Source organism: Luteococcus sediminum (assembly GCF_054783495.1).
On record NZ_BAAGQL010000013.1, the window covers coordinates 297266 to 309800 of the forward strand.

The following is a 12535-nucleotide window of genomic DNA, read 5'->3' on the forward strand; positions in this document are numbered from 1 at the left end:
CGTCGTCCTTCCAGAGCTGGTGCCGGGCCGGCAGGTGTGGCCCAGTGTGGATTCTAGCCACAGCCGCCCCGCCGGCCGGGAGCGGGCCGTCCCACGTGGGTCGCGGGCCTACTGGTGCGTGGCGTCCAGCTCGGGCAGCGGTGTCGCCCCGAAGATGTCGACCACCACGCGGGTCGCCCACTCCAGCAGCTCGTGGCCGATCACATTGCTGCCCACCACGGGGGCGGTGGTGGGGCGCGGGATGAGCACGAAACCGGCCTGGCGCTTGATCACGCTGCCCGGGTGCAGGCGGTTGAGCCGCAGCTCGCGCGACTCGGGCACGTCGAAGGGGCTGAAGCGGATGTTGTTGCCCTGTCCCACCACCTCGGTGACCCCAGCACTTCGGCACAGCAGCCGGAAGCGTGCCACCTCGAGCAGCACCTGGGTGGGCCCGGGCAGCGGGCCGTAGCGGTCCAGCAGCTCGTCGCGCACCTCGACGATGTCCTCCACGCTGCGCACCTCGGCCAGTCGCTTGTACATCTCCAGCCGCAGCCGCTCCGAACCCACGTAGTCGTCGGGCAGGTTGGCGTCGACCGGCAGCTCGATGCGCATCGCCGGCTCGGCCTCAGAACTGGAATCGCCCCGGTAGTCGGCCACCGCCTCGCCGACCAGGCGGATGTAGAGGTCGAAGCCGACGTCAGCGATGTGCCCGGACTGCTCCCCGCCCAGCAGGTTGCCCGCGCCGCGGATCTCCAGGTCGCGCATGGCGATCTTCATGCCGGCACCCAGGTCGGTGTTGGCGGCCATCGTCGCCAACCGGTCGTGCGCGGTCTCGGTCAGCGGCTTGTCCGGCGGGTACAGGAAGTAGGCATAGCCGCGCTCCCGGCCACGCCCGACGCGACCGCGCAGCTGGTGCAACTGCGACAGGCCCATCAGGTCGGCGCGTTCGATCAGCAAGGTGTTGGCGGTGGAGATGTCGATGCCGGCCTCGACGATGGTGGTGCTCACCAGCACGTCGGCGCGGCGCTCCCAGAAGTCCTGCATGACGCCCTCGAGCTGGCTCTCGCTCATCTGCCCGTGGGCGGTGACGATGCGCGCCTCGGGCACCAGCTCGCGCAGCTTCGCGGCGGTCTTGTCGATGGACTGCACCCGGTTGTGCACGTAGAAGACCTGCCCCTCGCGGGCCAGCTCGCGGCGCACCGCCGCCACCACCTGGGCCTGGTCATAGGGGCCGGCGAAGGTGAGCACCGGATGGCGCTCCTCCGGCGGGGTGGCGATGACGCTCATCTCGCGGATTCCGGTGATGGCCATCTCCAGGGTGCGCGGGATCGGGGTGGCGCTCATCGCCAGCACGTCGACGTTCAGCCTGAGCTTCTTGAGCGACTCCTTGTGCTCGACGCCGAAGCGCTGCTCCTCGTCGATGACCACCAGGCCCAGGTCCTTGAACTGCACCTCCCCACCGAAGAGCCGGTGGGTGCCCACGACGATGTCGATCTTGCCCGAGGCGACCCCGTCGATCACCTCGCGCGCCTCCTTGTCGCTCTGGAAGCGCGAGAGCTGCGCCACCCGCACCGGGAAGCCGGCATAACGCTCGGAGAAGGTGTTGTAGTGCTGGGTGACCAACAGCGTGGTGGGCACCAGGACGGCCACCTGCTTGCCGTCCTGCACCGCCTTGAAGGCGGCCCGCACCGCGATCTCGGTCTTGCCGTAGCCCACGTCGCCACAGATCAGCCGGTCCATCGGGACCACCTGCTCCATGTCGTGCTTCACCTCGTTGATGCATGCCAGCTGGTCTGGCGTCTCGACATGGGCGAAGGCGTCCTCGAGTTCCCGCTGCCACGCCGTGTCGGGGCTGAAGGCATGGCCGCGGGTGGCCTGGCGGGCGGCATAGAGCTTGATCAGTTCGGCGGCGATCTGCTTGACCGCCTTGCGGGCACGGCTCTTGCGCTTGTTCCAGTCGGAGCCGCCCATCTTGTCCAGGGTGGGCGCCTCGCCGCCGACATAGCGCGTGACCAGGTCGAGCTGGTCCATCGGCACGAAGAGACGGTCGCCGGGCTGGCCACGCTTGCTGGCTGCGTACTCGATCACCAGGTACTCGCGGGTGGAGCCGGCCACGGTGCGCGAGACCATCTCCACATAGCGGCCCACGCCGTGCTGCTCGTGCACCACGGCGTCGCCGGCCTTCAGCTCCAGGGGGCTGATCTGGTTCTTGCGGCGGCTCGGCATCTTGCGCTCGGCGCGGCCCACGCTGCTCTTGCCCGCCAGGTCGCCGGCGGTGAAGACGGCCAGGCCCAGCCCCGGCACCACGAAGCCGTGGCGCTGGGTGGAGGTGACGATGGTGACGGTGCCCTTCTCGGGCTCTGCTGCCAGCGCATCGACCACGTGCGAGCCGATCTCCCGCTCGCCGAGCACCTCGTGCAGCCGGCTGGCCAGGCCCTTGCCCTCGACGCTGAGCACCACCGCGCTGCCGGCCGTCACGGCCCGGCGGATCTCTTCGACGGCCCCCTCGGTGTCGCCACGGTGGTTCTCGGTCACCTTCCAGTCCAGCTGGCGGCCCGCCACACCGGCATGCTCCAGGTGCTGCAGGTCGATCACCTGCCCGTCCTCGGTCTCCACCGGATCCTGCCCGGCCGGGCCCGACGAGAAGCCCGACAGGCTCCACCAGGACTGCCCGCGCGAGAGGGCATGGGCCCTCACGTCGGCCAGCTCCCAGTAGGCGCTGGCCCCCAGGTCCACCGGCGCCGCTCCCCCGCCCGCCGCCGCGGCCCAGGATGCCTTGAGGAATTCCTGGCTGGTCTGGGTCAGGTCGTGGGCGCGGGTACGCACCAGCTCGGGGTCGCTGACCAGCACCACGCAGTCGGCCGGCAGCACGTCGAGCAGCAGCTCCAGGCCGTCCACCAGCACCGGGGTCAGGGCCTCCATGCCCTCCACCGCCTGCCCCTCGGAGATCTTCTCCAGCATCTCGGCCAGCTCGGGGTGCTGCGGCAGCAGGGTGCGGGCCCGCTCGCGGACCGTTTCGTCGAGCAGCAGCTCGCGGCAGGGATCGGCCACCACCTCGGGCAGGGCGCCGGGCATCGACCGCTGGTCGGCGACGGTGAAGTGACGGATCTCGTCCACCTCGTCACCGAAGAAGTCGATGCGCACCGGATGCTCCAGGGTGGGCGGGAAGATGTCGACGATGCCGCCACGCACCGCGAACTCACCGCGGCGCTCCACCAGGTCCACCTGGCTGTAGGCGGCCCCGACCAGGTCGTCGACCAACTGTGAGGTGTCGTACTCCTGGCCGGTGACCACGCGCACCGGCCTCAGCTCGGCCAGCCCCTTCACCTGTGGCTGAAGCACCGACCGCACCGGCGCCACCACGATCGACGGCATCGGGGCGGTGTCCTTGCCGGCCAGGCGGCGCAGCACCGCCAGTCGCCGTCCGACGGTGTCGCTGCGCGGGCTCAGGCGCTCGTGCGGCAGGGTCTCCCAGGCCGGGAAGTAGGCCACCTGGTCGCTGCCCGTCCAGCTCTCCAGCTCCGCGGTCAGCTGCTCGGCCTCGCGATAGGTGCTGGTGACCACCAGCACAGTGCGTCCCAGCTGCCGCTGCAGGGTGGCGGCCAGCGCCGCCCGGGCGGATGCGGGGGCGACGAGGTCGAGGCTGCTGGTGCCCGATGACTCGGCGATGACGCGCGAGAGGACGGGATCGTGGGAGAGCAGGTCGGACAGGCCGGTCAAAGTCACCTGACAAATCTAGCCGCCGCCACCGACAAGACCTCTGTGCTGCACTCCGAGGTGCTGCCGAGCCGCCGTGCCGCCGAGGGCGAACACCGCGCCGACAGGCCCGCCAGCCGTGACCGGGGGCCCTAGGCTCGACCAGGTGAGCACTCCCGCAACCCTCGTCATCCTGGGCGCCTCGGGCGACCTGACCCACCGACTGCTGCTGCCCGGCCTGGGCACGCTGCTCAAGCAGCGCGACCGGCCCGAACTGACCCTCGTCGGCGCCGCCATGGAGGACCTGGACGACCAGCAGTGGCGCGAGGTCGTCTCCGAGGCCCTCACTGAGGCCGGCTGCCCCGACTCGCGCCGCGACCGCCTGGTGTCTGCCACCCGCTACCAGAAGCTCGACGTCACCGACCCGGCAGCCCTCCAGGCACTGCTCGACTCACTGCCCAGCGACCCCGTCCTCTACTTCGCGCTGCCGCCCGAGATCACCATGAAGGCCTGCGCCGCGCTGAAGGAGGTGAACCGTCCCGATAACCTGCGCCTGGCGCTGGAGAAGCCCTTCGGGCGCGACGCCCAGACGGCCCACGAGCTGAACCTGCTGCTGGCCGACCTCGTGCCCGAGAAGCAGGTCTTCCGGGTCGACCACTTCCTGGGCAAGGCAACCGTGCTGAACCTGCTGGGCCTGCGTTTCGCCAACCGGCTGTTCGAACCCGTCTGGGATGCCCAGAACATCGAGAGCGTCTCGATCATCACCGACGAGGTCCTCGCCCTCGAGGGGCGGGCCGGCTACTACGACCGGGCCGGCGCCATGAAGGACATGGTCCAGAGCCACCTGTTGCTGGTGATGGCGATGGTCGCGATGGAGGAACCTGCCCGCATCGACGAGCTCGAACTGCGCGACCTGATGGCCCACGTGCTGCGCGCCACCGAGCTGTGGGACGGCAACCCCGCCACCAGCTCCCGCCGCGCCCGCTACACCGCCGGAACCATCGCCGGACGCGAGGTGCCCGACTACCGCGACGAGCCCGGCGTCGATCCCGCCAATGACACCGAGACCCTGGTGGAGATGACGGTGCGGATCAAGACCTCGCGGTGGAACGACGTGCCGATCCGGCTGCGCAGCGGCAAGGCCCTGGGCGACGCGCGCAATGCCATCACCATCGTGCTCAAGCCGGTCGGCCACGTACCGGAGGGCTTCACCAACCAGCCCAGCCCGAATGTGATCAGCATCGGCATGAAGCCGGAGAACATCGCGGTCGGGATCACCACCAATGGCGAGGGCGACGCCCTGGACCTGGAAGACTCGGTGCTGTTCACCGAGATGGGCAGCAGCGCGGTGCGTCCCTATGGGGAAATCCTGGAGGGCATCCTGGAGGGCGACCCGCTGCTCAGCGTGCGCGGCGACATCGCAGAAGAGTGCTGGAGGATCGTCCAGCCCGTGGTGGACGCGTGGAAGCGCGGCGAGGTACCGATGGACACCTACCGGGCGGGATCGTCTGGCCCCAGCAACTGGCGCTGAGGCCCGGCCCGCGCCGCGGGCTCAGGAGTTGAAGCGGTTCTGCGTCGCCGCAAGCCCGTCGGAGACCAGCATCTCCACGGCGTCGGCGGCGCGCTGCACGTCGACGGCCAGCTCCTCGCGCAGCGCAGTGGGGATGGGGGCCAGCACGTAGTCGGCCGGCGACTGCCGGCCCTGCGGGCGCCCGATGCCGAAGCGCACCCGGTGGTAGTCGCCACTGCCCAAGTGGCTTCGCAGGCTCTTGAGGCCGTTGTGACCGTTGTCGCCGCCCCCGGTCTTGAGGCGCAGCTGCCCCGCCGTCAGGTCGAGTTCGTCGTGGATGGCCACCACGTGGTCGACGTCGACCTTGTGGAAGGCGGCCAGCTTCTGCACGGCCTGGCCGGACTCGTTCATGAAGGTGCGTGGCTTGACCAGGACGATCCGCTCACTGCCACCCGGCGTGCCGATGCCTGCCGTGCCCATGCGGGTCTCGGCGACATCGGCGCGCATCCTGCTGGGAGCCGACCAAGTGGCCCGCGCACGGCGGGCCAACTGGTCGACGACCATGAACCCGACATTGTGCCGGGTGTTGGAGTAGGTGGGGCCGGGATTTCCCAGCCCCACCACCAGCCACGTGCTCACGCGGCACACTCCGTCTCGCGGTGACGCAAGGTCACTCGCTCTCGCCCTCGGAGGAGCCACCACCGGTGGTCTCGCCCTCCTCGGTGGCCTCCACCAGGTCGCCCTCGGCCTCCTCGCCCTCGGCGGAGGACTCGGTGTCGAGCTCGGCGGCCTCGTTGATGCCGACGATCAGGGTCTCGGGCTCACCATTGAAGGTGGAACCCTCGGGCAGGGTGATGTCGGCAACGGTGATCTGCGTGCCGGCCTCCAGGCCCTCGATCGAGACCTCGATCTGCTCGGGGATCTTCGTGGCGTCAGCCTCGATGGGCAGCGAGGTCAGGTCCTGGTTCACCAGGGTTTCGGAAGCGGCCTCGCCCAGCAGGACGACAGGGACCTCGACGGTGACCTTCTCGCCGCGCTTCACAATGAGCAGGTCGACGTGCTCCAGGAAACCGGTCAGGACGTCGCGCTGCACCTGCTTGGGCAGGGCCAGACGCTTCTGCTCACCCGGGACGTCGAGGGTCAGCAGGACATTGGCCTGGCGCAGGGCCAGCAGGGTCTGGTGGCCGGGCAGGGCCAGGTGCAGCGGGTCAGTGCCGTGGCCGTACAGGACGGCGGGCACCTTGTCGGCGCGGCGGATGCGGCGGGCAGCGCCCTTGCCGAACTCGGTGCGGATCTCTGCGGGAATCAGGATTTCGTCTGCCATGGTGGTCTCCTCAACCTCGACTGGCTCGAACTACGCGGACTGCAGCCAGACAGGGAGGACACGATCGTCCAGATCCACCACGTCGATAACGGACCGATGGTCCCTCGCCAGGCAACCCCGTGATCCTACGTGAGCAACGGCCGGCCACCAAAACGCGCCGACGTGCCCGCCCCGTCGAGGGCCCTTGCGGTGTGGGGGTGCGAGGCATACTGGCAGGCGATGAACACTCCCGGATGCCTGATCGTCCAGTCCGACCGCACGATGCTGCTGGAGGTGGACCACCCCGACGCCGCTGCCTGCCGCATCGAGATCGCCCCCTTCGCCGAGCTCGAGCGCGCACCTGAGCACGTGCACACCTATCGGCTCACCCCGCTGGGGCTGTGGAATGCGCGCGCCGCCGGCCACGATGCCGAACAGGTGGTGGACGTGCTGATGCGCCACTCCCGCTACCCGATCGCCTCCTCGTTGCTGGTCGACATCGCCGAGACCATGGGCCGCTACGGCCGCCTGCGCATCGAGAAGCACCCGGTGCACGGGCTGGTGCTGGTCTCCACCGACCGCGCGGTGCTCACCGAGGTACTGCGCTCGGCCAAGGTCAAGGGGCTGGTCGGTTCCCGTATCGATGACGACACCGTCGTGGTGCACCCCTCTGAACGGGGCAACCTGAAGCAGGTGCTGCTCAAGCTCGGCTGGCCCGCAGAGGACCTCGCCGGCTATGTCGACGGGGAGCGCCATGCGATCGAGTTGGACACCACCGGCTGGGAACTGCGGCCCTACCAGCACCAAGCGGCCGAGTCCTTCTACAACGGCGGTTCCGGCGTGGTCGTGCTGCCCTGCGGCGCGGGCAAGACGATCGTCGGGGCCGATGCGATGAGCCTGGCTGGGGCCACCACCCTGATCCTGGTGACCAACACCGTCAGCGCCCGACAGTGGCGCGACGAGCTGATCCGTCGCACCAGCCTCACCGAGGACGAGATCGGCGAGTACTCGGGCGCGAAGAAGGAGGTTCGCCCGGTCACCATCGCCACCTACCAGGTCATCACCTCCAAGCGGAAGGGGGTGCACCCGCACCTGGAGCTCTTCGACGCCCGCGACTGGGGGCTGGTGATCTACGACGAGGTGCACCTGCTGCCCGCCCCGGTCTTCCGGATGACCGCCGACCTGCAGGCCCGCCGTCGCCTGGGTCTGACCGCCACGCTGGTGCGGGAGGACGGCCGCGAGGGGGACGTCTTCAGCCTGATCGGCCCCAAACGCTATGACGCGCCCTGGAAGGAGCTCGAGGCGCAGGGGTGGATCGCCCCGGCCGACTGCGTCGAGGTACGGGTGACCCTGTCCGACCGGGAGCGGATGGCGGTGGCGACCGCCGAACCGGACGTGCGCTACCGGCTCGCCGCCACCAGCGAGGCCAAGACCCAGGTGGTGCTGGACCTGGTGGAGCGCCACCGGGGCCAGCCCACCCTGGTGATCGGCCAGTACGTCGACCAGCTGGAGGAGCTGGCCGAGCGCCTGGGGGCAGAGCTGATCACCGGCGCCACCAGCAACAAGCAGCGCGAGGACATCTACAACCGCTTCCGCAGTGGTGAGATCGACCTGCTCGTGGTGAGCAAGGTGGCCAACTTCTCGATCGACCTGCCGAGCGCCGAGGTGGCCATCCAGGTCTCGGGTGCCTTCGGCTCGCGGCAGGAGGAGGCCCAGCGTCTGGGACGGCTGCTGCGCCCCAAGGACGGTCGCACCGCCCGCTTCTACGCCGTGGTCAGCCGCGACACCCCCGATGCCGAGTTCGCCCAGCACCGCCAGCGCTTCCTGGCCGAACAGGGCTATGCCTACCGGATCATCGACGCGGATGACTTGGCCGGGGATTGAGTCGCTCGCGGAAACAGACGTTCTGCGTCATTTGACGGTTCAAGACACAGCGGCGTGCAGGATTTCGTCTGTTTCCGCGGGCCACGGGCGTTCCTGAGATGTTCGCCGGAAGTTCTTGTGCGACGTAGGGGTGGATTGGCACGGCCAAGGGGCGGGGCGCTGTTACCGTGGTTGAAAGCTCGATTTCTCGAGGTGATGGGAAATCAGTCGGGTCAATGGCGTTCCGCGGGCAGGTTTTGTTTCGACGGTCACCGTCCCAGGCGGCCTGACAAGGGGTAGTAGATGAACGTTCCCATGAAGTCCCGCCTCGTCGCCGAATTCCTCGGCACCCTGTGGCTCGTGCTCGGTGGCTGTGGCTCGGCCGTTCTGGCCGCCAAGGTCCTGTCCGACGACCCCACCCCCGTCAACATGGGCATCGGGTTCGCCGGTGTCGCCCTGGCCTTCGGCCTGACCGTGATGACCGGCGCCTACGCCTTCGGCCACCTGTCGGGCGGCCACTTCAACCCGGCCGTCACGCTGGGCCTGTTCGCCGCCAAGCGCGTCGAGGCCAAGGTCGTGCTGCCCTACATCGTCACCCAGGTCATCGGCGGCATCGTCGGTGCCGGCATCCTGTACCTGATCGCCTCCGGCAAGGACGGCTTCTCCGCCTCCGCCTCTGGCTTCGCCTCCAATGGCTACGGCGCCCACTCCCCCGCGGGCTTCTCGCTGCTGGCCTGCCTGGTGTGCGAGGTCGTGCTGACCGCGATCTTCCTGGCCATCATCCTGGGCTCGACCGACGACCGCGCCCCGAAGGGCTTCGCCCCGATCGCCATCGGCCTGGGCCTGACCCTGATCCACCTGGTCTCCATCCCCGTCACCAACACCTCGGTGAACCCGGCCCGTTCGCTGGCCGTCGCCGTCTTCCAGGGTGGCTGGGCGCTGGGCCAGGTCTGGCTCTTCTGGGTGGCACCGATCATCGGTGCCGTCATCGCCGGCGCCCTGTACAAGGGCCTGACCGACGAGGGCGTCGCCCGGCCCGCGCAGGCCGAGGCCTGATCGCCCCGCACGACCCGGTCCACGAAGGCCCGTCCCCACGGGGACGGGCCTTCGTCGTGCCCAGGCCTTCGTCGTGCCCAGCCCCGACGAACCGGTGCTTGGCATGGCAGGGTGGGCCCATGGACGCCACGCCGCACCCCTGGATCGGCACCTCGGGCTGGAACTACGACGACTGGAGCCCCGAGGTCTACCCGCCAGGCCTGCCGAAGGTCCGGCGGCGCGATGTCTACGCCACCCACTTCGACACGGTGGAACTCAATGCCAGCTTCTACCACTGGCCCCGCGAGACGAGCTTCCAGCTGTGGCACGACGCCCTGCCCGACGGCTTCAGGATGACGGTCAAGGCACCCAAGGCCCTCACCCACACCGGCCGCCTGCGCACCGTCGACGAATGGAGCGAGCGCCTGGCCACCGACTGGGCACGTCTGGGCGAACGGGCCGGGCTCTTCCTGGTGCAGCTGGCCCCCAGCCACGTCGCCGAACTCGACGTACTGGACTCCTTCCTGACGGCACTGCCGCCGTCGATGCGCGTGGCCATGGAGCTGCGCCATCCTTCGTGGCAGACCGAGGAGATGCTCGAGGTGCTGCGGGCCCACGGAGCCGCCTATGTGGTGATGCACGGCCCGAAACTGCCGAGCAACCTGTGGGCCACTGCCGACTTCTGCTACCTGCGCTTCCACGGGCCCGATCCGGCCCGGATGTACGTCGGTGAGTACGGCGACCGGGCCATGCAACGGTGGGCCGAGCCCTGCCGCCGGTGGATGGCCGAGGGGCGCGAGGTGTGGGCCTACTTCAACAACGACTACCAGGCCAATGGGGTCCGTGACGCCCGCCGGCTGCGCTCACTGCTCGGCGGGCACGCTCCCGGTGATGGGGGTAGCGGGGATCAGCCGACGGCTGGGACCGTCGACTCCTCGACCTCGCCCAGTTCCCAGCAGTCCTGAGGATCGCGGCGCACCAACTCCTGCACCTGTGCGGGCCAGACGGTCATCGCCGCCAACTCGCCGGGGCCGAACCAGCCCCAGCCGCCCATCCGCTGCTGCTCGGTGGCGGTGAATCCGGTGGTGTCGACGTCGAAGGGCTCGGGGACGTCGAGGCGGTAGAAGAGTTCGTCCTGCACCAGCACCCGGTCGCTGTAGCCGTGGCTGACCACCCGGTGGGCGATCGGACCGGCCAGCCGCGACTCCTCGACGAGGTGGCCGGTCTCCTCGGCCAGTTCCCGGGCCGCGGCGGCCCGGGGCTCCTCCCCCTCGTCGATGCCGCCTCCCGGCAGCACCCACCAGGCCGAACCGGGCACCCCGGGATCGCTGTCGGCCATCAGCAGCACGCGCTCACCGCAGCAGACCAGCACCCGGGCGCCATGACGGCGCTTGGTCCTGCGCCCGTCGGGCGCGATCCAGGTCGTCTCCATGAGGCCAACCTACGCCGGACAACACACGGACAACACCGATGTGTCCCCACCCCTGTTGCCGGCCGCGGACAGGTACTTGGCTGGGATCCATGCGATCCCACACCAGGACATCGGCCGTCCTGTCTGCGGCACTGCTCGTCACCAGCCTGCTCGCCGGCTGCTCCGGCCCCGAACCCGCCAGCCCCCCAACCTTCGAGTCCCCCGCCGCCTCGTCACCCGCGACCCAGCCCTCGGCCACGCCCCTGCCCCAGGACCCGCCTGTCGCCACCCGCCGGGCAGTCAACGACGGGATCAACTTCACCCTCGACCTCTACCCGCTGCGCCGCCAGGGCCAGTCGGTGCTGCTGACCGCCCGGCTCACCGCCACCGACGTCCCCGCAGGCGGGGCCGAGATCGGTGACGGGTGGTCACTGCTCGGGACCGTCCACGACACCACCAATCCCAACCACGGCCTCGACAACGGCTTCAAGCTCGTCGAGGCCACCGGCACGGTGGTGCACCTGCCGGCCCGCATCGATGGCGTCGACACCTGCACTGGGGAGCACCACAGCGTCTGGCAGAAGGGCGACGTGCAGTGGGTCAGCTGCCTGTTCGCCATCCCGAAGGCCGAGAGTCGGACCATGACGGTGCAGGTGCAGAACTTCGGGGGCTATGCCGATGTCCCGCTGCACTGAGTCGTGGGCCGGCACGGGTTTCCTGGCCATGGGGCTGCTGCTCACCAGTGTCCTTGCGGTCCCGGCCAGTGCCCGGACGACGGGCCCAGAACCGCTGCCCCGCCCGGACGAGTACCCCACCGCACCGCTGGTGCCGCGCAGCTTCCCGCTGGTGCCGGTCACCGGGGACCGCCAGGGGGTCGCCGAGAGCGCCATCTCGCCTCGCCGCATCGACGTGCGCATCGCCGCCGACGTCGCCTTCGGCAAGGACTCCGACGAGCTCACCCCGGCCGCGCGCCGGCGCATCGCCCAGGTCGCCGCCTCCTTGGCCTCTCGTGCACCGGGCAGAGCGCGGATCGAGGGCCACACCGACGACCTCGGCAGCGCCGAACACGGGCTCGACCTGTCGCGCCGCAGGGCCGAGGCCGTGCGTCGGGAACTCGGCCAGGCGCTGGAAGGCCACCACACGACGGTGGTCGGCCGCGGAGAGGACCGGCCGATCGTGCCGAACACCGACGAGCAGAGCCGCTCGCGCAACCGGCGCGTCGAACTGCTGTGGGAGCCCCGGTGAGGCGCCGGTGCGCAGGCGGTCGGCCATGAAACTCATCTGCACCGGGGCCACCCGCCAGAAGTCGGGCTCGTGGCCGCCCTTGACGAACAGCGTCTCGGGCGTCGGCTCCAGGTTGTCCTCCAGCCATCGGTTGGCGTCGATGTAGAAGTCGTTGACTCCACAGGCCAGGTGGATCGGCAGGCCCTCGAGCCGTCAGATGCGGCCGCTGAGGGTGTTGGTCTCGTAGTCTGCCTCGTCGTCGAAGGCGTCCGGGTGCGGGCAGTGCTCGAAGTCCTCGTAGAAGGCCGTGGCCATCGAGGCCACCGCCTTCGCCTTGCCCCGCAACTCCTCGGCGGCCAGTCGCAGTGCGCCGTAGCCACCCATCGACCAGCCCATCAGCGCCAGCCTGGTGACGTCCAGCCCGAACCGGCCGCGCGACGGGAGCGCTCCGTGGCTCTTCAGGCTCCGGCCAGCAGGCAGGGCATAGGCTTCTCCTCTGCCCAGACCACGACCG

Annotated in this window: 11 protein-coding genes; 6 read left to right on the forward strand and 5 right to left on the reverse strand. The window is 69.8% G+C overall.

Going from position 1 to position 12535, the window contains the following annotated elements; translation table 11 throughout:
* Positions 1–108 precede the first annotated feature (108 nt).
* Complete coding sequence (gene mfd / locus ACYVKA_RS08280; protein WP_460704496.1) at positions 109–3705, reverse strand: transcription-repair coupling factor; 3597 nt, start codon at positions 3703–3705, stop codon at positions 109–111.
* A gap of 136 nt (positions 3706–3841) precedes the next feature.
* Between mfd and ACYVKA_RS08285 the strand changes: the two genes are divergently transcribed.
* Positions 3842–5206, forward strand: a complete 1365-nt coding sequence (locus tag ACYVKA_RS08285) for a glucose-6-phosphate dehydrogenase (protein WP_460704498.1) — start codon at positions 3842–3844, stop codon at positions 5204–5206.
* 21 nt (positions 5207–5227) lie between these two features.
* Here the strand turns inward: ACYVKA_RS08285 and pth are convergent, their stop codons facing one another.
* Both pth and ACYVKA_RS08295 read right to left on the reverse strand, forming a co-directional pair.
* Positions 5228–5824 carry an aminoacyl-tRNA hydrolase gene (pth, locus tag ACYVKA_RS08290; RefSeq protein WP_394277329.1) on the reverse strand — a complete coding sequence of 199 codons (597 nt, stop codon included), beginning with the start codon at positions 5822–5824 and terminating at the stop codon, positions 5228–5230.
* 31 nt (positions 5825–5855) lie between these two features.
* On the reverse strand, positions 5856–6509 hold the full coding sequence (locus ACYVKA_RS08295; RefSeq protein ID WP_460704500.1) for a 50S ribosomal protein L25/general stress protein Ctc: 654 nt from the start codon (positions 6507–6509) through the stop codon (positions 5856–5858).
* Between the two features lie 219 nt (positions 6510–6728).
* On the opposite strand from ACYVKA_RS08295, the gene ACYVKA_RS08300 reads away from it, so the two are divergent.
* The 3 genes from ACYVKA_RS08300 to ACYVKA_RS08310 all read left to right on the forward strand — a co-directional run bounded on the left by ACYVKA_RS08300 (position 6729) and on the right by ACYVKA_RS08310 (position 10351).
* The gene (locus ACYVKA_RS08300) at positions 6729–8372 is read left to right on the forward strand and encodes a DNA repair helicase XPB (RefSeq protein WP_460704502.1); all 1644 of its coding nucleotides are present in this window, start codon (positions 6729–6731) and stop codon (positions 8370–8372) included.
* Between the two features lie 282 nt (positions 8373–8654).
* Complete coding sequence (gene aqpZ / locus ACYVKA_RS08305; protein WP_460704504.1) at positions 8655–9407, forward strand: aquaporin Z; 753 nt, start codon at positions 8655–8657, stop codon at positions 9405–9407.
* Positions 9408–9526: 119 nt separating this feature from the next.
* Positions 9527–10351, forward strand: a complete 825-nt coding sequence (locus ACYVKA_RS08310; protein WP_460704506.1) for a DUF72 domain-containing protein — start codon at positions 9527–9529, stop codon at positions 10349–10351.
* On the opposite strand, the gene ACYVKA_RS08315 is transcribed toward ACYVKA_RS08310, so the two are convergent.
* Entirely contained in the window at positions 10294–10818 is a 525-nt protein-coding gene (locus ACYVKA_RS08315; RefSeq protein ID WP_460704508.1) for an NUDIX domain-containing protein, read from the reverse strand. The genes ACYVKA_RS08310 and ACYVKA_RS08315 overlap by 58 nt on opposite strands.
* An 89-nt stretch (positions 10819–10907) precedes the next feature.
* Here ACYVKA_RS08315 and ACYVKA_RS08320 point away from each other — a divergent pair, with 89 nt between their 5' ends.
* Both ACYVKA_RS08320 and ACYVKA_RS08325 read left to right on the forward strand, forming a co-directional pair.
* Positions 10908–11492, forward strand: coding sequence for a hypothetical protein (locus tag ACYVKA_RS08320; RefSeq protein WP_460704510.1), 585 nt, complete (start codon positions 10908–10910; stop codon positions 11490–11492).
* Positions 11476–12042 carry an OmpA family protein gene (locus ACYVKA_RS08325; RefSeq protein ID WP_460704512.1) on the forward strand — a complete coding sequence of 189 codons (567 nt, stop codon included), beginning with the start codon at positions 11476–11478 and terminating at the stop codon, positions 12040–12042. The genes ACYVKA_RS08320 and ACYVKA_RS08325 overlap by 17 nt, the downstream gene beginning before the upstream one ends.
* Positions 12043–12234: 192 nt before the next feature.
* Here ACYVKA_RS08325 and ACYVKA_RS08330 read toward each other — a convergent pair whose 3' ends face one another.
* Positions 12235–12417: a hypothetical protein gene (locus tag ACYVKA_RS08330; protein WP_460704514.1), complete on the reverse strand. Its 183-nt coding sequence runs from the start codon at positions 12415–12417 to the stop codon at positions 12235–12237.
* Between the last annotated feature and the right edge of the window lie 118 nt (positions 12418–12535).